This is a genomic window from Dorea hominis, assembly GCF_014287705.1.
Taxonomy (GTDB): Bacteria; Bacillota; Clostridia; order Lachnospirales; family Lachnospiraceae; genus Dorea_D; species Dorea_D hominis.
Genome location: NZ_JACOOY010000003.1, coordinates 20858 through 42989 on the forward strand (window position 1 = coordinate 20858; position 22132 = coordinate 42989).

The 22132-nt window shown below is 41.4% G+C and carries 19 protein-coding genes; 16 read left to right on the plus strand and 3 right to left on the minus strand.

What is annotated here, in order from left to right; translation table 11 throughout:
• Positions 1-45 precede the first annotated feature (45 nt).
• Positions 46-1119, minus strand: a complete 1074-nt coding sequence (locus H8S07_RS02755) for an undecaprenyldiphospho-muramoylpentapeptide beta-N-acetylglucosaminyltransferase (RefSeq protein ID WP_118288135.1) — start codon at positions 1117-1119, stop codon at positions 46-48.
• A gap of 188 nt (positions 1120-1307) precedes the next feature.
• On the opposite strand from H8S07_RS02755, the gene H8S07_RS02760 reads away from it, so the two are divergent.
• The 3 genes from H8S07_RS02760 to H8S07_RS02770 all read left to right on the plus strand — a co-directional run bounded on the left by H8S07_RS02760 (position 1308) and on the right by H8S07_RS02770 (position 3952).
• Positions 1308-2351 carry a DUF4367 domain-containing protein gene (locus tag H8S07_RS02760; RefSeq protein ID WP_118288134.1) on the plus strand — a complete coding sequence of 348 codons (1044 nt, stop codon included), beginning with the start codon at positions 1308-1310 and terminating at the stop codon, positions 2349-2351.
• A 93-nt stretch (positions 2352-2444) separates the two neighbouring features.
• Positions 2445-2951 carry a DUF6147 family protein gene (locus H8S07_RS02765; RefSeq protein WP_118288162.1) on the plus strand — a complete coding sequence of 169 codons (507 nt, stop codon included), beginning with the start codon at positions 2445-2447 and terminating at the stop codon, positions 2949-2951.
• A gap of 392 nt (positions 2952-3343) precedes the next feature.
• Positions 3344-3952: a DUF4143 domain-containing protein gene (locus H8S07_RS02770; RefSeq protein ID WP_243059811.1), complete on the plus strand. Its 609-nt coding sequence runs from the start codon at positions 3344-3346 to the stop codon at positions 3950-3952.
• Positions 3953-4071: 119 nt separating this feature from the next.
• Here H8S07_RS02770 and H8S07_RS02775 read toward each other — a convergent pair whose 3' ends face one another.
• On the minus strand, positions 4072-4317 hold the full coding sequence (locus tag H8S07_RS02775; protein ID WP_021860436.1) for a TIGR03905 family TSCPD domain-containing protein: 246 nt from the start codon (positions 4315-4317) through the stop codon (positions 4072-4074).
• A 217-nt stretch (positions 4318-4534) separates the two neighbouring features.
• Between H8S07_RS02775 and H8S07_RS02780 the strand changes: the two genes are divergently transcribed.
• The 11 genes from H8S07_RS02780 (at position 4535) to H8S07_RS02830 (ending at position 16833) form a co-directional block, all read left to right on the plus strand.
• A complete protein-coding gene (locus H8S07_RS02780) occupies positions 4535-5227 on the plus strand; it encodes a 5'-methylthioadenosine/adenosylhomocysteine nucleosidase (RefSeq protein WP_118288133.1) in 693 nt (230 codons plus the stop codon).
• 138 nt (positions 5228-5365) lie between these two features.
• The gene (locus H8S07_RS02785; protein WP_186855372.1) at positions 5366-6295 is read left to right on the plus strand and encodes a hypothetical protein; all 930 of its coding nucleotides are present in this window, start codon (positions 5366-5368) and stop codon (positions 6293-6295) included.
• A 190-nt stretch (positions 6296-6485) separates the two neighbouring features.
• The gene (locus H8S07_RS02790; protein ID WP_021860433.1) at positions 6486-7073 is read left to right on the plus strand and encodes a nucleoside/nucleotide kinase family protein; all 588 of its coding nucleotides are present in this window, start codon (positions 6486-6488) and stop codon (positions 7071-7073) included.
• The gene (holB, locus tag H8S07_RS02795; RefSeq protein ID WP_021860432.1) at positions 7060-8049 is read left to right on the plus strand and encodes a DNA polymerase III subunit delta'; all 990 of its coding nucleotides are present in this window, start codon (positions 7060-7062) and stop codon (positions 8047-8049) included. The genes H8S07_RS02790 and holB overlap by 14 nt, the downstream gene beginning before the upstream one ends.
• Before the next feature lie 4 nt (positions 8050-8053).
• Positions 8054-8965, plus strand: a complete 912-nt coding sequence (locus H8S07_RS02800) for a PSP1 domain-containing protein (protein ID WP_021860431.1) — start codon at positions 8054-8056, stop codon at positions 8963-8965.
• A complete protein-coding gene (locus tag H8S07_RS02805; protein WP_021860430.1) occupies positions 8955-9695 on the plus strand; it encodes a tRNA1(Val) (adenine(37)-N6)-methyltransferase in 741 nt (246 codons plus the stop codon). The genes H8S07_RS02800 and H8S07_RS02805 overlap by 11 nt, the downstream gene beginning before the upstream one ends.
• A gap of 119 nt (positions 9696-9814) precedes the next feature.
• Positions 9815-10651: a 16S rRNA (cytidine(1402)-2'-O)-methyltransferase gene (gene rsmI, locus H8S07_RS02810; RefSeq protein WP_186855373.1), complete on the plus strand. Its 837-nt coding sequence runs from the start codon at positions 9815-9817 to the stop codon at positions 10649-10651.
• 27 nt (positions 10652-10678) lie between these two features.
• Positions 10679-11791 carry an ABC transporter ATP-binding protein gene (locus tag H8S07_RS02815; RefSeq protein WP_021860428.1) on the plus strand — a complete coding sequence of 371 codons (1113 nt, stop codon included), beginning with the start codon at positions 10679-10681 and terminating at the stop codon, positions 11789-11791.
• Between the two features lie 153 nt (positions 11792-11944).
• The gene (locus H8S07_RS02820; protein WP_186855374.1) at positions 11945-14224 is read left to right on the plus strand and encodes a hydratase; all 2280 of its coding nucleotides are present in this window, start codon (positions 11945-11947) and stop codon (positions 14222-14224) included.
• Between the two features lie 182 nt (positions 14225-14406).
• Complete coding sequence (locus tag H8S07_RS02825; protein ID WP_186855375.1) at positions 14407-14901, plus strand: RNA polymerase sigma factor; 495 nt, start codon at positions 14407-14409, stop codon at positions 14899-14901.
• A gap of 18 nt (positions 14902-14919) precedes the next feature.
• Positions 14920-16833: a beta-propeller domain-containing protein gene (locus H8S07_RS02830; protein WP_186855376.1), complete on the plus strand. Its 1914-nt coding sequence runs from the start codon at positions 14920-14922 to the stop codon at positions 16831-16833.
• Between the two features lie 255 nt (positions 16834-17088).
• On the opposite strand, the gene H8S07_RS02835 is transcribed toward H8S07_RS02830, so the two are convergent.
• Positions 17089-17646 carry a biotin transporter BioY gene (locus tag H8S07_RS02835; protein WP_021860424.1) on the minus strand — a complete coding sequence of 186 codons (558 nt, stop codon included), beginning with the start codon at positions 17644-17646 and terminating at the stop codon, positions 17089-17091.
• Between the two features lie 344 nt (positions 17647-17990).
• Between H8S07_RS02835 and H8S07_RS14600 the strand changes: the two genes are divergently transcribed.
• Both H8S07_RS14600 and H8S07_RS02840 read left to right on the plus strand, forming a co-directional pair.
• Positions 17991-18116, plus strand: a complete 126-nt coding sequence (locus H8S07_RS14600; protein WP_279287629.1) for a hypothetical protein — start codon at positions 17991-17993, stop codon at positions 18114-18116.
• An 810-nt stretch (positions 18117-18926) separates the two neighbouring features.
• Positions 18927-22022, plus strand: coding sequence for a hypothetical protein (locus tag H8S07_RS02840; protein ID WP_207722384.1), 3096 nt, complete (start codon positions 18927-18929; stop codon positions 22020-22022).
• Positions 22023-22132 lie beyond the last annotated feature (110 nt).

Below are 22132 nucleotides of genomic sequence, written 5' to 3' on the forward strand. Positions count from 1 at the left end.
GTCGCAACAGGAATTTGCCTGTATGGCCTGCTTTTTATATACCTATTATTTACGCTTGCGGCTGACCGATTCAATCAGATCGATGATCGTATCGATAGAGTTCTGCTGAGAGGACTGCTTCATGGCATCGATGTATTTCTGACGGTTCTCATATACCTGATCTACCGTTGCCAGAAGGCTCTCGTTTGTCATCGTCTCTTCTTCCAGAACAACGCTGAAGCCCTGGCGTTCAAATGAACGGGCATTCAGGATCTGGTCTCCACGGCTGGCGCTTGCCGGAAGTGGGATCAGGATGTTCGGCTTATGTAAAGCAAGAAGTTCGCAGATAGCGTTCGCTCCGGCACGGGAAATAACAACATCTGCCATTGCAAACAGATCCTTCAGTTCGTCTTTGATATATTCGTACTGCATATAACCATCTAAGTGATTCAGTGTAGGATCAAGACGTCCTTTACCGCACAGATGGATGACCTGATATTTCTTCAATAACTGTGGAAGGATGGCACGGACTGCATTGTTGACTGCAACAGCGCCAAGACTTCCGCCGATGATGAGGATAACAGGTTTGTCAGATGTGAAACCGAGAAATTCTCTGGCTTTGAACTTATCACCGATTAACAGTTCCTGGCGGATCGGTGATCCGGTAAGAACCGCTTTGCCTTCCGGCAGATAGCGAAGTGTCTCCGGAAAATTGCAGCAAATCTTTGTTGCAGCGGAAAAGGATAACTTGTTCGCAAGTCCCGGTGTCATATCAGATTCATGAATAATGGAAGGAACATGACAACTCTTACCAGCCAGAACAACAGGTACGGATACAAATCCACCTTTGGAGAAAATAACGTCCGGCTTCAGGATCTTGACAAGTTTCCTTGCATCTCCAAGACCTTTGAGAACACGGAATGGATCTGTAAAATTCTGAACGCTGAAATAACGTCTTAACTTACCGGTTGCAATCCCGTGATATGGGATTCCAAACTGCTCGATCAGTTCTTTCTCAATTCCGTTGTAAGAGCCGATATAGTGGATATCGTATTGCAATTCTTTTAAACGAGGAAGCAGTGCAATATTAGGAGTAACGTGACCTGCCGTACCGCCTCCGGTTAAAATAATTCGTTTCATAGTGACCTCCCAGATTTTAGCATTTACCTTTGTGGTAGTTATACTATATAATAAATGTACTATAATTGATGTCAGGTCTGAAAACATGACAGACCTCTGTACCTATATATTATACGTTACAGGGAAAATAGGTCAAGAGAAAGAAAAAAGTTCATTGATTTTTGAGAGAGAAAGGGAACAGGAAAAACATGAAAGAAAGCAAAGATCCATTTGATCGGATGATCCTGGATGATTTGGAGCGGGAAGCTGATGAGATCCGGCGCAACGTAGCAGCAGCGAATCTTCCGCCGATGACCAATGAACAGAAAGAAAGAATACGTGAAAATATCCAGAAAGAAATAGATGCCCGTGAGGTGCAGAAAATCTGCGAGCAATTGCCGAAAGAGTATCAGGAAGCCTTGAAAATCGGAATGGAAACGATAGAAAAAGAGAATCGGAAATCTGGCAAAGATAACGAAACGGAAGCAACGAAAGTCAGGGTAGATAAGGAAACGGAAGCGACGAAAGTCAGAGCAGATAAGGAAACGGAAGAGCCGAAAGCCGGAGCAGATAAGGAGACGGAAGAAGGAGAAACAGGATTCGGAGCAAACAAGGAGACAGAAGAAGGAGAGCTGAGTGCCGGAACAGATGAGAAAAAGCAAAGCTCCAGGAGAAAGGCATATCTTTCGCGGGTGGCGGCAGCAGTTGTTATAGTTCTGCTTGCAGGCGGAATCGGAGTTACCAGCTTTGGAGGACCTGAACGGGTGATGGAGATGATGAAGAGAAATGTCGGCAGTCGAGAAGTAGAGCAGGTGGATTCAAATAAAGATAATTTGGTGATTAAAGAAGAAAATGAGGAAAAGGCATACCAGAAAATAAAGGATGAGTTGGGAATTGAGCCGGTGAGAATTATAGATCGTCCAGATGGTTTCAAGTATAAATGGACAAAGTTAGAAAAGAGGGCACAGATTTCTGAAATTATGTATCAATACAAAGAAGAAAATATTCTGTATACAATTAGTATGACACAATCAAATAATTCTATGGGAATAGATGTGGATGATATAGAAGTAGGAAAATACATGGAGAAAGTAAATGGAGTAAATATAAGTATACATGAATATAAAGTATCAAAATCTAAAGAAAAAAGATATGTTGCAAAATTTAAATATTTAGGTGTTAGGTATTATCTGACAGGCGTAATGCCGAAAAAAGATTTTAATAATATTTTAAAAAAATTATATTTTTCTTAAAATACGCGTCAGTTTTTCCAGACTTATGTGTCTTTATATATAGAGGATGGGATATGAGGAGAACATGGAGGATACATGAGATTGGAGGTGCTGATGGAAAAAAAGAATCGAAAAAGATATTCACTTCTACTGGTAATGTTAATGCTGACCTGTTTAATATGGAACAGTACATTATCAGTAAAAGCAGAAGGTGAGAAAAAGATTGGTGAGTCATATCTGACTCATGAAGAGGAAGCTGAAGGTACAACGCCAGTAAAAGTGATGCGTGGTGAAGATTTGATGACTGGATATTCCAAAATTCGGAGGATGGGACCGGAAAAGTTATATGCAGGAGGATCAACAATAGCATCGCATACAGTAGAGCGCATTGGTGTAGCGGTTATGGTGGAACGTGCCAAGGAAGGTGCTACAGAATGGGAATTTTATGAAAGTTGGCAGAAGTTTGATGAAAATACAGATAATCTATCCTCATGGAAACAGATGGATGTTGAAGGGGACTGGTATTACCGGGTTCGATGTGTACATTCAGCTAATGAGGATATAAGCAGTAGCTTTACAAACGGTGTTTTTATTGAAAAAAAGAGTATCCTTGAGCTTTAAAAAAGAAAATAAGTATAAAGAAAACAAGTATAAGGAAACCAAAAACTAATTTAACAAAGGAACATGTGCAATGCGGGGACTGCGCCGGGCGCTGAGTGGAAAGGCGTCTGAAGAAACTGTCAATAATATTTTTAAAAGAAAGAGAATATTTCAGTTTACCGAGTTTTTCAACCGCATGCAAACAAAGTTAGGACTTATTGGAAGCTTGGCGTTCGGCGCAGTCCCCGCATAAGATTCTAAAATTGAAAAAAGACAAGTGAAAAGATAAGCGAAAAAGCTGCCGTAATGGCAGCTTTTTTGATGGAAAATTCGCAAAAAGTTGTAAAGTGGATAAAAACGGTCAAAAACAGGTTAGAAAAGTGGATGAAAACAGCTAAAAACAGGTTGGAAAAGTGGATGAAAATAGCCAAAAATGGGTTGGAAAAATGGATGAAATCATGTATGATGTTGAAAATGATTTCCTGTGGCTGAAAGATGCAGGAGTTGCGATACCTGTATATAATATCAGTGAACCGAAGCTTCCGCTGGTGATAAGCGAGAACCGCAATCTGTTCAAATTATTTTTCTCGGATGTAGGATTGCTGACAAGCCGGTATTCAAATCAGGTGAAAATGTCGATATTAAATAAAGATAAAGCCATCAACAATGGTGCACTATTTGAAAATATGGTCGCACAGGAACTATTAGCAAAAGGGCATAAAGAATATTATTTTAATAGCAAAAAGCAAGGAGAACTGGACTTTGTAATAGAACTGGATGGAAAAGTAGTTCCGTTGGAAATTAAATCGGGAAAAGATTATAAACGTCATTCCGCGTTAAATAACGTGCTGGAATGTGAGGAATATCAGATTTCAGAAGGATATATTTTCTCAGAAGGAAATGTTGAGACTGTCGGACGGAAAGTTTATATGCCGATTTATATGATTATGTTTTTGGAAGAGAAGAAGATGGAAAATACAATATATAAACTGGATCTTAGTGGGCTTGCGAACAGAATTTAGAGAATATCATTTAGAAAACCAGCCACCCTCCGGAAAAGTAACGAATCAATGCTGTCTTTTTCGAAGAATGGCTGGTAAAAAAATGCTGTTTAAGTTTTTAATAAAGCAGGATGGATGTCCTAGTTCTCGTTTAATGCCTGGCGAAGCGCATGTGCAAGCTGATCTGGGCAGGATGTTGCTTTGCTGCCGCAGGTGATTCCCTCTAAGCGGGAAATTGCTTCGTTAGCATCCATTCCGCGAACGAGACTGCTGAGTCCTTTTGTATTTCCGTTGCATCCGCCGAGAAATTCAACGTTTTTGATGGTAGTTCCGTCAAGTTCAACGTGAATTAACTGGGAACAGACACCGGTTGGTCTATAATCCATGGTAATTACCTCCTGATATATTAATGTGGATGAAAGTATCCAATGCGCATTATAACAGAGTTGGAAAAGAAAAGCTACAGGAAATCTTTTAAAATTAACCGTTCCTGTGTTATACTGAAATCTCAGGTTGTATGAGTATGCATTTTCTGTTTTATACAGAATACAAGGCAGGATTATAATAAAATTATTTTTAAATTATGAAGAGAGGAACGAAATTATGATAGGTATTATCGGAGCAATGGAAGAAGAAGTCGCTGCATTAAAAGAAGCGATGCAGGTCGAGTCTGTAACAGAGTACGCATCTATGACATTTTGTAAAGGCGTTTTATGCGGGAAGGAAGTTGTGATTGTCCGCAGTGGAATCGGTAAAGTAAATGCAGGAATCTGTGCGCAGATTCTGGTAGATAAATTCGGCGTAAACGCATTGATCAACACGGGAATTGCGGGATCACTGAACGCGAAGATTGATATCGGGGACGTTGTAGTGTCCAAAGAAGCACTGCATCACGATATGGATGCGACAGAATTTGGTGATCCGATTGGACAGGTGCCGCGTATGGATACACTGGCATTCCCGGCAGACGAGCATCTGATCAGGCTTGCAAAAGCGGCAAATGAAAAGGTAAATCCGGATATTCATACATTTGTCGGAACGGTGGCGAGCGGTGATCAGTTTATTGCAAGCCAGGAAGCAAAAGATAAGATTGTAAATAATTTCCATGCTTACTGTACAGAAATGGAAGGGGCTGCGATTGCGCATGCCGCATATCTGAACAAAGTTTCGTATGTCATTATTCGTGCTATTTCGGACAAAGCCGACAACAGCGCACATGTTGACTATCCGGAGTTTGAAAAGATGGCAATTGCCCGTAATATCAAGCTTGTACAGGAAATGCTGACATCTATGTAGATAAGTCAGAAATTATTTTGTGACATAAGAAAAGAAAATCGGACAGTATGCGACAGATGCATGTCGAATACTGGGGAACGAATTTTCGGCCCTCCTCTAAGATTTCAATTATAATGCTTAGAAAAGGAGGGCTTTTTTATGTTGAAAATGATAGTAGAAAAACAAGTGCTGCTGATAATTGCGGGAGTGTTTATGGCATTGGGGATCGGGAGTAAATGTGTGGTCGATGCGACGCTCAGAAAACTGGTGTATGGAGCGGGAAATATGAATAAAAGTACACATCCGTTTATCCGGCTGGTGCGGGCGAAATTTGAGCATGCCTGTATGATCAGTGAGAAGGTGGAAAATGTAGGCGTTTTTGTGGATAAGTACCTGTATGAATACCGGGTGCTGGGGATACGTTTACATACGCTTCGGAGAATGGAGCGGATATCGGCAGTTTTATGTATTTGCTGCGGAGTGACCGGAGCAGGACTTCAGTATGTGCAGGATGGAGGAATGACGGATGTGGTACTTAAGACAGGTGCAATTGGGATCGGTGCAGGAATTTTTGTGTTTCTTTTTCATCTGACAACAGATGAAAAATATAAGCTGCAGGTAGCAAGAAACTATATGGTTGACTATCTGGAAAATATCTGTTTGCACCGGTATGAAAAGGCTTACCGGAAAGAGAAGGAAGAGAGCCAGAAAATGAAAGAGAAAGTGGTCGCAGCGAGTGTAGATGTTAGTATGAGCAAGAATATGGCAGTGAATGGAGAAAGTTCAGTTGTAGGAGTGGACATGTCTGCAGAAAAAAATGTGGGGACGTGTACAGATATGATGATGGAGAAAGCCGGAACGACAGGTACAGAGACATTTGCAAATAAATATCCAGAAAATGAAAATATAGTGGCAGCAAACGCAACAGTTACCCCAATCCGGAAAGAACTGTCGAAAGGGGATTCGTCGGAAGAGAGTATTCTGAGGCAAAAGGAAGAAAAGGAAGAAAAGAAAGAAGAAAAAGAAGAGAAAAAGTCGGTGGACAAGGATGTCCTGATCCGACAGATTCTGGAAGAATTCATGGCGTAAGCGAACTTAGCAGTAAGGAACAAGATCTGGGGTGTGGCAGGACTTATCTGGCGACACCCTATTATAACGTATTAAAACTTGCTATAATTTCCGTGATTTGTTAAAATTATGAAGAGAGTATGCATGTCCAAAGATATACGGATAATAACCGGACAGACCAGTCATGCAGAGAGTATTGAGGATAAAATACATGGGTAAAATATATTATATGATGGGCAAGAGTTCTTCCGGGAAAGATACTTTATATAAAGAAGTATTGAAAGCACTGCCGAAGCTTAAGACACTGGTGCTCTATACAACCCGCCCGATCCGGGAGGGAGAACAAGAAGGCATAGAGTATCATTTTGTGACAGATGAAGAGCTGGAGCGATTTGAGAAAGCCGGAAAAATAATTGAAGAAAGAACTTATGATACCGTGTATGGAGCGTGGAAATATGCTACAATAGAAGACGGACAGATAAATCTTGCGGCATATGATTATCTGGTTATCGGAACACTGGAGTCCTATGCCGGAATGAAGAAGTGCTATGGAGCAGAGAATCTGGTTCCAATCTATATAGAAGTGGAAGATGGTGAACGGCTTTCGCGGGCACTTTCGCGGGAACGGCAGCAGGAGCAGCCGAAATATGAAGAGATGTGCCGGAGATTTCTGGCAGATCAGAAGGATTTTTCCGAAGAGAATCTGGAAGAGGCAGGCATCGTCCGACGCTATTACAACGATGATAAGGTACAATGTTTAGAAAAAATTATAGGGGAAATACAAAATGGGAAGTTTTAAAGATGTGGTAGGCCACAAAGACATTATTCAATATCTGCATAATGCAATTTCAGAGGATCGCGTTTCACATGCGTATATTCTGAATGGAGAGCGTGGATCGGGAAAGAAGCTGTTGGCGAGATTATTTGCCATGACACTTCTATGTGAAGAACACGGACCGGAGCCGTGTAATCACTGTCATTCCTGCAAGCAGGCAGAGAGTGGGAATCATCCGGATATTATTACGGTTACACATGACAAGCCGAATACGATCAGTGTAGATGATATCCGTGTTCAAGTGAATAATACGATCGATGTCAAACCATATCAGGGACCATATAAGATTTATATTATCCCGGAGGCAGACAAGATGACGGTGCAGGCACAGAATGCCCTGCTTAAGACAATCGAGGAACCGCCGAAGTATGCAGTAATCTTACTGTTGACAGAGAATGCGGAACTTCTGCTTCCGACGATTAATTCCAGATGCGTTATGCTGAAGCTTCGTTATATCAAAGATAAACTGATCAAAAAATATTTGATGGAGAATCTGGAGATTCCGGACTACAAAGCGGAAGTATGTACTGCATTTGCACAGGGAAACATGGGCAAAGCAATCATGCTGGCAAATTCCGATCATTTTAATGAGATCCGTGAGGAGGCAATCCAGCTCCTTAAGTACATTCATGAGATGGAGTTAAGCGAGATTGTGGATGCAGTGAGCCACATTTCTGTATACAAACTGGAAATCACAGATTATCTGGATATTATCATGATCTGGTACCGTGATGTCCTAATGTACAAAGCAACGAAAGATCTGGACAAAGTGGTATTCAAAGACCAGATAAAATACATTAAGGAACAGGCACAGAAGAGTTCCTATGAGGGAATTGAACTGATTTTAGAAAGTCTGGAAAAAGCAAAGACAAGATTGAAAGCGAATGTAAACTTCGATCTGGTTATGGAGCTTTTATTCCTTACGATAAAGGAGAATTAGTACGATGACAAAAGTAATAGGTGTAAGATTCAGAACAGCGGGAAAGATCTACTTCTTTGCACCGGGAAAGCTGAATATACAAACCGGAGATAAAGTAATTGTAGAGACTGCCCGCGGGGTAGAATTTGGTACGGTTGTAACCGGAGAAAAGGAAGTGGAGGATGACAAGATCATGCAGCCACTGAAGCCGGTGATCCGTATTGCAACCGCAGAAGATAAGAAGAAGGATGCCAAGAACAGAGACAAAGAAAAAGAAGCTTTTGGCATTTGTTTGGAGAAGATCCGCAAACACGGTCTGGAGATGAAGCTGATTGATGCGGAGTATACATTTGACAATAATAAAGTGCTGTTTTATTTTACAGCAGATGGAAGAATCGATTTTCGTGAACTGGTCAAAGATCTGGCAAGTGTGTTCCGTACGAGAATTGAATTACGTCAGATTGGAGTAAGAGACGAGACAAAGATCCGTGGAGGAATCGGAATCTGCGGACGTCCGTTATGTTGTCACACTTATTTATCAGAGTTTGCGCCGGTATCGATTAAGATGGCAAAAGAGCAGAATCTTTCTTTGAATCCGACAAAGATTTCAGGTGTGTGCGGACGACTGATGTGCTGTCTGACGAATGAGGAAGAGACTTACGAAGAGCTGAACAGTCATTTACCATCTAATGGAGATCATGTGACAACACCAGAAGGGCTTAGAGGGGATGTACAGTCCGTGAATGTCCTGCGTCAGCTTGTAAAAGTAGTTGTTACGCTGGACAATGATGAAAAAGAGATCCGTGAGTACAAAGCAACCGAATTAAAATTTAAACCAAGACGCCGGAAGAAAGAACAGAAGTTATCTAAAGAAGAGATGGCAGAGCTTAAGGCATTGGAAGGAAAACGTGGAGATTCTAAGTTAGATGATAATTAATCAAAAACCGGAAGAACGGCTGGATGATCTGCAGATCAAAGGGTATAAGATATTGCAGAATCCGGGACGCTTCTGTTTCGGGATGGATGCGGTGCTCTTATCTGCATTTGCAGATGTAAAGAAGAATGAGAGAGCGCTGGATTTGGGAACGGGAACGGGCATCCTGCCGATTCTGTTACATGCAAAATATAAGGGACAGCATTACACCGGGCTTGAAATCCAGCCGGAGAGTGCAGATATGGCAAGGCGAAGCGTAGCGTATAACAGTCTGGAAGACAAGATAGATATTGTAACAGGAGATATAAAAGAGGCGGCGGAACAATTCGGACCAGCCTCTTTTGATGTTATTACGACAAATCCGCCGTATATGATCGGAGAGCATGGTCTGAAAAATGAAAAAGAAGCACTGTACATTGCAAGACATGAAGCACTGTGTACACTGGATGATGTTCTGGCGCAGAGTGCGAAAGTGCTGAAAGTAAAAGGCCGTTTTTATATGGTGCATCGTCCGTTCAGACTGCCGGAGATCATGACGAAGATGTGTAACTATGGTCTGGAGCCGAAGAGAATGCGGCTGGTATATCCTTATGTGGACAAAGAACCAAATATGGTTCTGATCGAGGGAAGAAAAGGCGGTAATCCGAGAATGACAGTGGAGGCACCGTTGATCGTATATGAAAAAGATGGCAGTTATACACAAGAACTTTTGAAACTGTACGCAGGTGAATAGGCGACAGGTCATTTATAAGTGATTCTGCCGGGCGAATGATAGAGAAGTTTACTGGAATTGCCAGTCAGGAATTGTATGGATTCAATTTAAAAATTTATAATTAAAAAAGGAGACAGAAGATGGCAGGAACCTTATATTTATGTGCAACGCCGATCGGCAACCTGGAAGATATGACATTTCGTGCAGTGCGGATGCTGGGCGAAGTAGATTTGATCGCGGCGGAGGATACGAGAAACAGTATCAAGCTTCTAAATCATTTTGAAATAAAGACACCGATGACAAGTTATCATGAATATAATAAGATCGATAAGGGACATTATCTTGTAAGACGATTACTGGAAGGCGAAGATATTGCACTTATCACGGATGCAGGCACACCGGGTATCTCAGATCCGGGCGAGGAGCTTGTGAAAATGTGTCACGAAGCGGGTGTGACCGTGACGGCACTTCCGGGAGCGGCTGCATGTATCACCGCGCTTACCATTTCCGGACTGGGAACGAGAAGATTTGCATTTGAAGCATTTTTCCCCACCGATAAAAAAGAACGTCAGGACATATTAGAAGAGTTAAAAAATGAGACGAGAACAATGATCTTATACGAAGCACCGCACCGGCTTGTGCGAACACTGAAATTGTTAAATGAGACACTGGGGAACAGGAATGTCAGCATTTGCAGAGAGTTGACGAAGAAGCATGAGACGGTATTCAAGACGACGCTTGCAGATGCACTTGCTTATTATGAAGAAAATACACCAAAGGGCGAGTGTGTGATCGTGCTGGAAGGAAAGAGCCGACAGGAGATCCGTGAGCAGGAGACTGCAAAATGGGAAGAGATGAGCATCGAAGATCATATGGAACATTACCTGAAAATGGGAATAGATAAAAAGGACGCCATGAAAAAGGTGGCAAAAGACCGTGGCGTGAGCAAAAGAGACATTTACCAGGCACTGCTGTAGCGTGCAGGTTGTACAGGAGGGAGAAAGATGGCAGGAGTATCATTGAAGCACATTTGCAAAACTTATCCAAATGGATTTGAGGCGGTAAAAGATTTTAATCTGGAAATAAAGGATAAAGAATTTCTGATTTTTGTCGGGCCATCAGGATGCGGAAAGTCTACGACACTCCGTATGATCGCAGGTTTGGAGGAGATTACTTCCGGAGAATTGAAAATTGGAGATACGGTTGTTAATGATGTAGAGCCGAAGGACAGGGATATTGCTATGGTATTTCAGAATTACGCGTTATATCCGCATATGACAGTTTATGAAAATATGGCATTTGGACTGAAACTTCGGAAGGTGCCGAAAGACCAGATAGATAAGATGGTGAAAGAAGCTGCAAAAATCCTGGATTTGGAGCAACTCCTTGATCGGAAACCAAAGGCATTATCAGGAGGACAGAGACAGCGTGTAGCGATGGGAAGAGCAATCGTGTGCAACCCGAAAGTGTTTTTGATGGATGAACCATTATCCAATCTGGATGCAAAATTGCGTGGACAGATGCGGATTGAAATTTCTAAATTGCATCAGCGTCTGGAAACAACGATTATTTATGTTACACACGATCAGACAGAAGCGATGACTCTGGGAACACGAATTGTTGTTATGAATGCCGGCGTGATCCAGCAGGTAGACACACCGCAGAAATTATACGAAGAACCAGGTAATATGTTCGTTGCCGGATTTATCGGATCGCCACAGATGAATTTTCTGGATGCGGTGTGCCAGGTGGAGGACGACGATGTGTATCTGACGATCGGAGAAATGAAACTTCGCCTGCCGGAAACAAAGGCAGAGAAATTAAAAGCCGGTGGATACGATGGAAAGACGGTTGTTCTTGGAATCCGTCCGGAAGATCTGCATGACGAATCGGAATTTGTTGAAAGTTCACAGGGTACAGCTCTGAAAGCGAAAATCCGGGTATATGAAATGGTGGGAGCGGAAGTTTTCCTGTGTTTTGAATATGAAGGAACAAATATGACGGCGAGAGTAGCACCGAAGACAGCCGCAAGAACCGGAGATATTGTAAAATTTGCTCTGGATGCGGATAAAATCCATGTATTTGATAAAGATACAGAAAAGACGATCACTAATTAAGGTCAGATTGTGTTGAATTGTACTTTTTCAATGAATAGTTAGACACTTATACTTTACTATGCTAAAATGGAAGAGCGTGTAACAAAAGGGGCGGTTGTGTCAGAGAGAACAGCCCATATGAAGTACAGGAAAGATTAGGAGGACAGACAGAACATGATTAAATTATACGATGGAGGCGCATATCTGTTAAACGGAACAGAGATTGTAGAATCGGCTGCAGAAGTCGGAGCGAAGACCGGACAGACACCGGATCAGAAAGAAGCAGCAAAGCAGACAATGGCTTATCATATTTTGGCAGACCATAATACTTCCGGCAATATGGAGCAGCTGCAGATTAAATTTGACAAACTGACTTCTCATGATATTACATTTGTAGGAATTATCCAGACAGCGAGAGCTTCAGGACTGGAGCGTTTTCCAATTCCTTATGTACTTACAAACTGCCATAATTCACTGTGTGCAGTAGGCGGAACAATCAATGAAGATGACCACATGTTTGGACTGACTTGTGCAAAGAAATACGGCGGAGTTTATGTACCGCCTCATCAGGCTGTTATCCACCAGTTTGCAAGAGAAATGCTTGCAGGCGGCGGTAAGATGATCCTTGGCTCGGACAGCCATACCCGTTACGGAGCGCTTGGAACGATGGCAATGGGTGAAGGCGGACCGGAGCTTGTAAAACAGCTTCTGAATAAAACTTATGATATTAAGATGCCGCAGGTAGTAGGAATCTATCTGGATGGAGAGCCGATGAAAGGTGTCGGACCACAGGATGTGGCACTGGCAATCATTGGAGCGACATTTAAAAATGGCTATGTAAACAATAAAGTGATGGAATTTGTCGGACCGGGTGTAGAAAGGTTAAGTGCAGACTTCCGAATTGGCATTGATGTTATGACAACCGAGACGACATGTTTGTCATCTATCTGGAAAACTGATGAAAAGATCAAAGAATTTTATGAGATCCACGGAAGAGTGGGAGAGTATAAAGAATTGAATCCGGGAGCAGTTACTTACTATGATGGTATGGTATATGTGAACTTAAGCGAGATCAAACCAATGATCGCGATGCCGTTCCATCCATCGAATGTCTACACAATCGATGAAGTGAATGCAAACTTAAAAGATATTTTGCATGATGTAGAGCAGAAAGCACTGGTAAGCCTGGACGGGGCAGTAGATTATTCTCTGCAGGATAAGGTTGTAAATGGTAAATTATATGTAGATCAGGGACTGATCGCAGGATGTGCCGGTGGTGGTTTTGAAAATATCTGTGCGGCAGCAGACATTATCAAAGGTCACTACATAGGGGCAGATGCATTTACATTCAGTGTATATCCGGCAAGTACACCGATTTATATGGAACTTGTGAAGAATGGCGTAGTGGCAGATCTGATGGAGGCAGGAACGATTGTGAAGACAGCATTCTGCGGACCTTGCTTTGGTGCAGGAGACACTCCGGCAAACAATGCATTTTCTATCCGTCACTCAACAAGAAACTTCCCGAACCGTGAAGGTTCCAAGTTACAGAACGGACAGATTGCATCCGTTGCACTTATGGATGCAAGATCAATTGCAGCAACAGCAGCAAACAAAGGCTTCCTGACACCTGCAACAGATATGGATGTCGAATACAAAGGACAGACCTATCATTTCGATGAGAAGATTTATGCAAACCGTGTATTTGACAGTAAGGGCGTAGCGGATCCGTCGGTAGAGATCCAGTTTGGACCGAATATCAAAGACTGGCCGGCAATGGCAGCACTTCCGGAGAATCTGCTCTTGAAAGTAGTATCCGAGATCCACGATCCGGTAACAACAACAGATGAGCTGATCCCATCCGGAGAGACTTCTTCTTACCGTTCGAATCCTTTAGGACTTGCAGAATTTGCACTGTCCAGAAAAGATCCGGCTTACGTTGGAAGAGCCAAAGAAGTGCAGAAAGCGGAGAAAGCAATTGAAGCAGGAAAATGTCCATTGGATGAATTAGAAGAATTAAAACCAGTTATGGATGTGATACATACAAAATATCCGGAAGTCGGAAAAGGCAACCTCGGAATCGGAAGTACAATCTTCGCTGTAAAACCGGGAGACGGTTCTGCGAGAGAACAGGCAGCATCCTGCCAGAAAGTACTTGGTGGCTGGGCGAACATTGCAAATGAATATGCAACCAAACGTTATCGCTCCAACCTTATCAACTGGGGTATGCTTCCATTCCTCACAGAAGAGGATGATAAGAACTTAAGTTTCAAGAATGGCGATTACATCTATGTGCCGGAGATCCGCAAAGTGATCGAAGATAAAGCAACAGATGTAACGGCATATGTAGTCGGTGATGAGCTTAAGGAGATTCGCTTGAAGCTTGGAGATATGACAGATGCGGAGAGAGAAATTATCTTGAAAGGATGTCTTATCAACTACTATCGTGGATAAGTATGTGGATAGAATAAAAAACGCTGAAAAGGGGACGGGGATTTTCTAGAAAATCCCCGTCCCCTTTTCAGCGTTAACCTTTTTTCCAACTTTTATGCAACACTTTTTCACATGTTTTCCTCTAATATATGTGGAAAATAATTCATCGATGATGGAAACAGTATCTAACAGGGAGGTCATTTATGAAATGTGATGTGGATACGTTCGCGCGGATGTATGAAGAGATTTATAAAGATTTGTATCGATTTGCATTGTGTATGATGAAAAATGAACAGGATGCAGAGGATGCGGTGAGTGATGCGGTACTTTCCGGGTATGAGAACATCCGGAAACTCCGGGATGAGAAGGCTTTTAAAAGCTGGATGTTTACAATACTGGCGAACACATGTAAGAAGAAACTGCAAAATAGAAGCAGAAAGTTTCGTATGGAGAAGGATATGGAGTCGTCAGAGTCGGAGAGAAATAATTTTGGAACCAGACATCCGGATTATGGAATATCCGTAGATGTGCAACGTGCATTTTTGCATTTGTCTGAGGAAGAGCAGACAATCATTGCGCTGTCTGTATTTGGTGGATATAACAGCAAAGAAATCGGCGAAATGCTGAAGCTGAATGCCAATACGGTACGGTCTAAGAGAAGCCGCGGACTTGAAAAGATGGAATGTATATTAGCGTAGGGAAAAGGAGCGTGCAATATGGAGAAAAGAGAACAGGATCTTTTGTATAAGATAGAAGTGGGCAGCGAAAATATAGTAGTTCCGGATAGCCTGAAACCGGAAAATATGAAGAAAAAACTGGAACAGTGTGCGTGGGAAGAACGCAGGAGAAAAAGACGCAGACAGTGGAAGTTCGTGGGTACGGCAGCAGCCTGTATTGTATTGGTGGCAGGAATCACAGTATACCAGAATCGGACGAGAATGGTAAAATCGGATTCTGCTGTGATAAACAGCGCTGATTCTTCGGATGGTGTAGTGGCAAAGTCTGTTGAGAAATGTCCGGTAAATAAGGGGAATCAGGAAAACCAGAAATATTATGCAAAAAGCTACAAAGAAATCCGTAAATATATAGAAGCGAGTGAGAAAGAGGAAACCGCCAAAGGAAGCACAAAAGAACAACAGTCATGCGCAGACGCGACAGGAGATTATTCAAATACGAATGTGCGTCAGGAAGGTGTAGATGAAGCAGACGTGGCAAAGACGGATGGTCGTTATCTCTATGTGTTAGAGGATGGCGGAGACTATGTTTCTATCGTAGACACGAAAACAAGTATGAAAAAAATCAGTGAGATTAAGGCACCGAAGGATGAAACTATCGAGGAATTTTACCTGACAGAAAAAAATAAAAAAGTGGTAATGATATGCAGTAATTCATCGGATGATGATTATGTGGAAGATGTTACCAGGAGTTCTTTAATAAGTAAACAAACAGAAGGAACCAGAGTAGTAACTTATGATGTACAGGATAAAAAGCATCCAAAGAAAGCGGGCGAAGTATCACAGAACGGTGAGTATGAGCTTTCAAGAATTTCTGACGGGTATCTGTATATTTTCTCAAATTACTGGGTAGCGGAAAAATGGAAGAAAAAGCACCCGTCCACTTATATTCCGTATGTGGATGGCGATCTGATGAAGGCGAAAGATATTTATTTACCGGAAGGAACAAAAGGATGCATGTATGAAATTGTTTCGTCAATTAATCTGAAACAGCCGGATAAGATCGCAGACAGCAAAGCTATTTTTTCAGAAGGCGGAGACGCATATGTAAGCAACAAAAATATTTACTATTATGAAGAAGAATGGACTGGCAACGGAAAGCAGGAGAAGACATTACTCCGTAAACTATCTTACAAAAAAGGAAAACTGGCGGTTGTTGCGCAGAAGACATTCAGAGGATATCTGAATGATTCATTTTCGATTGATGAATATGATGGATATCTCCGCATGGTTGTGATGAGAGGTAAGACAAATGCGGTCTATGTCCTGGATCAGAAATTAAAGCTGACCGGAAAGATTACAAACCTTGCGAAAGACGAGCGCGTGTATTCTGCAAGATTTTTAGGAGATACAGGATATTTTGTTACTTATAAAGAAACGGATCCGCTGTTTTCGGTAGACTTATCTAATCCGAAGAATCCGAAGATCCTTGGGCGCTTAAAAATACCGGGATTTTCCAATTACCTGCATTTCTATGGAGAAGATAAGCTTCTTGGCATCGGAATGAATGTAGATAAGAAAGGTGATGTAACAGATGGTGTGAAGCTGTCCATGTTTGATATTTCCGATAAAAAAAATGTGAAAGAGGAACATAAGTATACACTGAAAGATGTTTATAGTACAGATGTGGAATGGGATTATAAAGCGGCGCTTATTGATGTGGAAAAAAATATAATCGGCTTCCCGGCAGGAGGAGAAAACAGACAAATGTATTATTTATTCAGCTATACAGAAGAAAAGGGATTTCAGTGTAACATGAAAGAAAAGATTTATGGAAGTGATGCGTTATCGACAAGAGGTATATATATTAAAGACCGTCTATATGTAATCCATGGAAATGTACTGAAAGCGTATAGCCTGAAGACATATAAGAAAGTTGATGACTGTCTGCTGTAAATGGAATTTACGCTGTAAATATAATTGTTGACTGGGTGCTGCATACTGTTGCAACAAAAAAATAGAATTTTAATCCTATAATATGTAAATAGCAGATATGAAAAATAAAGAAAACCTTCGGCAAAGGATTCCTGATTTACATGAGGTGAAAAAGGAACCGATATGTCGGAGGTTTTCTCTGTTTGGGCTCCGGATGAAAGTGCCAATTGCAAATTCTGTTGGGGCTCTATAGGGCTAAGATTTGGCTAAATCGATTTATTTTATTGCAGACAGACGGCTTCTTAAGATCGGTCCTACAATCATAGCGATAATGATCTTAACAGCATCTCCGGCAAGATACGGAAGCACGCCGACAGATAATCCTGCCATGAAAGAAATATGCATCTGGTAAGCAAGCCATGCAGTTCCGAAAATGTAAGCAACAGCAAGACCGAGTACCATGCCAAGAACAGCCGGAAGCTTTTTGCCGCCAAATTTGTTAGTACCGATTCCTGCGATTATCGTCATGAAAATGAATCCAATCAGATATCCGCCAGTCGGTCCGGCAAGCTTTTCAAGTCCACCAGTAAAACCGGAAAATACAGGCAGACCTGCAATTCCGAGAAGCAGATAAATGATATAGCTGAAAAGTGCATCATTCCAGGAAAGAATAAAAACAGCGATATATATAACCAGATTTGTCAGTGAAATCGGCACCGGACTGACTGGAATTGGAATAGCAAATGGTGCCAGAATACAGATAACGGCAGTGATCAAAGCAATCTCTACCATACGTTTTGTAGTAAAAGCTGATTTAGTAGTTGATGTCTCCATGTAAAAAGTCCTTTCTGTGATGTGAGTTTGTTCGTACAATAATCATTTATTTAACAAAGTCATTATAATTGTAGATATGAGGAATGTCAACTATAAAAATATAAAGGTTAACAATTAAGAATCGAAAGATGTCATAAAATCACTACCTGACAAGCACATCGAATTTGTCATCATTTAAATACATATCCAGTTTAATGAAACGTCCCGATTCTGGAAGCTTTGACACAGCGTGGATTGCATTTTTTATTTTGATATAGATATCGGTCACTTTCAATAAAATTGCCTGGTTATTCACACTGAAAAAACGGCATGTCACGCAGACGGAGCGCGCAGAGGATGAGCCAGTGAGCGTGGAAGTTATGGCAGAAAAAGCTGCAAATTATATAGAAGAGGAGTATGGAGATGATGATTTTGAGTATGTTTGTTATGGCTTGAAAATGTTATGCTATGTATCAGAAGAACATGAATAAAAAGTCATAATTGACAGATAATAACAAAATAGAAACGATGAAATAAAATAATATAATAAAAATATAAAAATAGTGTTGACAAAATAAAGGCGCGGTGCTATTATAAAGTCAATCCAAAAGAGATACGAAATCTAAAAATCAAATAAAAGAAGATCTGACGAGAAAGGATTTTCGAAATAACATTTGAGAGATTTGAAGATTTGGAAATTCATGTAAAGGAGGCTTATTCCGTTGGACAGTTTAATCGATTCATCAATTCAATATGTTAGTGGTATGGCAGAGAATGATTCCCGAAAAATAAGCCTTTACCATAGACGTTAGAATCCGGTAAGATTAGAATGGAAGAAAAAAAGAAATCGGAGATGTCAAAAAACCGGAAGATAGAATAAAGAGTTACATCTGCACAGACATATTGGAAATAAATACCACAGATAGAAGAAAAACGAGTAAAACTTATGTGAAGTTATAAAATGTGTAAAGAAACATTTTATACATACCCCTTACTCATCCTTAAAAATAGAAAGGAAAAGGTTGCGGGAATTGGTAATAATATTTCCTCCGATTTAATATAATAATAAATATGATAAAATTCAATATAAGATAGCCATTGCAATCAGGAACGACTGTAATGGCTATTTTAATGTTACATTTTTGTAATATTTTTTTAACAAATAGAGCGTATATTTTGACAATGCTAATACCATATGCTAAACTTATATCATCTTTAAATATAGTAAAATAGTAGAAATATAATTAAATTTTGAGGTGAGAAATTTGGATAAATATGAATATCGGGTTAAGACCGAGCAGATGCTCGAATACGTGGAGCAGAAGCAGTATAAAAAAGCTATGGAGATCGCAGATACGATTGACTGGCGCAGAGTAAAAAATGCATCCATGTTGAATACCGTCAGTGAGATTTACGAATGTAACGGAGAGTATCAGAAGAGCAGGGATGTGCTGTTCCTGGCATATGACCGTGCACCTGGAAGCCGTAAAGTTATATACCGGTTAGGTCTTCTGGCATTGAAACTGGAGGACACACAGGAAGCTTCTGACTGTTATGAAGAATTTGTTAAAGTGGCACCGCGTGATCCGAATCAGTATATTTTGAAATATAAGATTCTGAAAACACAGGGAGCTGATCTGGAAGAACAGATTCGTGCTCTGGAAGATTTCAAGAAATCTGAATATGTTGAGAAATGGGCATATGAACTGGCATTATTGTATCACGAGGCAGGAATGACAGCGAAGTGTCTGGAAGAATGTGATGATCTGATCTTGTGGTTCAGTGAAGGCAAATATGTATATCAGGCGATGGAATTAAAGATGAAATACAAACCGCTGACTCCGCTTCAGCAGGAGAAGTATGATAGCAGACCTGGCGGAGTAAGACCGGAACCGGCATTTGACGAAGAGGATGCTGAGAGCGAAGAAGAGGATATGCCGGAAGAGAGTGCGGCAGAAGAGGCAGTCGAAGAAGAGAAAGCTTATGAAGCAGAACCAGAAGAAGTCGCAGAGGAAACTTACGAAACAGAACCGGAAGAAGTTACCGAAGAAGCAGTGGAGCAGGAGGTTTACGAAGCAGAGCCGGAGGGAATTGCAGAGGAAACTTATGAAGCAGAACCGGAAGAAGTTACCGAAGAAGCAGTGGAGCAGGAGGTTTACGAAGCGGAGCCGGAAGAAGTTGCAGAGGAAGCTTACGAAGCGGAGCCGGAAGAAGTTGCAGAGGAAGCTTGCGAAGCAGAGCCGGAAGAAGTTGCAGAAGAAGATGTTCCGCTGGAGACAATGGAACCTGCAAGTGATCCGGTACAGGAGATCAATATAGAAGAAAAGGCAATGGCTGAGAAGGAAGAAGAACTTCTGCTTGGCGGACAGATGAAGATTGAAGAGATCCTGCAGGAGTGGGAAGAAAAGCAGAAAGCAAATGCAGAAGCAATCAAAGAGCAGAAAGCCAAAGATGAAGCGCGTCTTGCAAAAGAAAGAGAAGAAGCAAGAAAACGCCGCGAAGCAGAACGACTTGAACTGGAGCGAAAGGCTGCTGAGGCTGAGGCAGAGCGCAAGCGTATAGCGGCAGAAAAAGAAGCAGCAAGAAAGCGTGCCGAGGAAGAAGCGAGAAGAAAAGCGGAAGAGGAAGCTGAGAGAAAGCGCAAAGCCGAGGAAGAAGCGAGAAGAAAGGCTGAAGAAGAAGCAGCAAGAAAGCGTGCCGAGGAAGAAGCAAGAAGAAAGGCTGAAGAAGAAAGAGCCAGAAAAGAAGCTGAAAAAGAAGCCGCTATCCAGGAAGCAGCCAAAAAGGCAGCAGAACGACTTGCAAAACAGCAGACAATGGGTAAGCCGGACGAGAAAGTTACAGAAGAAAAGAAAAATACACAGCGTCTGCCAGACGATATTTTAGATTTGGTAGAGCAGCTTGAAAGCAGAGCAGCAACACCTAAGACTTCAAAAATTGTACTGGATGAAGATCTGGATGATGAAGAAGATCTGGAAGATGCAGTATTTGGTGGAGCAGAAGATGACTTCGACGGTGATGATTTTATTGAGGATGACTACAATGAAGAAGAATATGTAGAAGACTTCGATGAGGCTGATTTTGACGAAGAAGATTTCGGCGAGGAAGACTTTGATGAAGAGGATTTCGCAGAAGACGGCGAAGATTTTGATGAGGCTGATTTTGACGAAGGAGATTTCACGGAGGAAGGCTTTGATGAAGAGGATTTCGCAGAAGACGGCGAAGATTTTGATGAGGCTGATTTTGATGAAGGAGATTTCGGCGAGGAAGACTTTGATGAAGCCGATTTTGCTGAAGAAGATTTTGAAGAAGCATCCGCGGAGGAAGAAGATTTCGTAGAAGGAGATTTCGCAGAGGAAGATTTTGCAGAGCCGGAAGAAGTATCTGCAGAAGATGAGCCGGAAGAGGTTTCTTATGAAGAAGCTGAAGAAGAAGACTTTGATCTGGATGATTTCTTCAATGATGACAAAGATGATGATACAGATCTCGGTGAAGCGCTTGAGATCGAGGAGCCTTCAGAGGCAGAGATACAGAAACGTATCAAGAAGTCTAAAGGTGGCGGAGTTCCGTTTGATACAGGATTTGTAGTAACCGGTCGTTATGACTTAAATGCAACAAGTGAGATTGGTCTGAAAGCCGGACTTACAGAAGAACAGAAGAAGTTATTCTCCTACTTTGTACCAGTCAGAGGTATGAGTGAGCAGATTGTAGAAGTTCTGGATAATGACCGCCGTGCACAGAGAGAAGGAACTTCCAAGACAGGAAACCTTATGGTTATCGGAAGAAAAGGATCTGGTAAGACAGTTCTTGCTGTTGATATTGTAAAAGCAATCCAGAAACAGCGTAACCTGAAACAGGGTAAAGTTGCAATTGTAACAGGAGAGTCACTGAATAAGAAAGAGTTATCCAATATTATCCAGAAACTCCGCGGTGGAGCGATCATTATCGAAAAAGCCGGTAAGTTAAATTCCAGAACAGTAGAAGAGTTAAGCTATCTGATGGAAAGAAAGACAGGAGAGATGCTGTTTGTACTGGAAGATCAGAGAAAACCATTGGAACGTATTATGACAGCTAATCCGGATTTCAAACGCAAGTTTACTTCGAAACTGGAGCTGCCGGTATTTATCAATGATGAGCTGGTAACATTCGGTCAGACATATGCGAAGGAAAATGGATATAAACTGGATGAAATGGGAATCCTTGCATTGTACAGCCGAATCGATGTAATGCAGAGAGAGGATCATGCCGTAACAGTTGCCGAGGTTAAAGAGATTATGGATGAAGCAATCGCTCATTCACAGAAAGCAAATGTAAAACATCTTGCAAGAAGAGTCTTTGGAAAAGGAACGGATCACGCAGACCGGATCATCCTTAAAGAAGAGGATTTCAGAATTTAGTTTGATAATAAAAATAAATTCAAACTATAAATGAGAAAAAAGAGTTTTGACAGATAATGTTTGTCAAAACTCTTTCTTTTTACCTTGTTCTAACGTATAATAAATATATT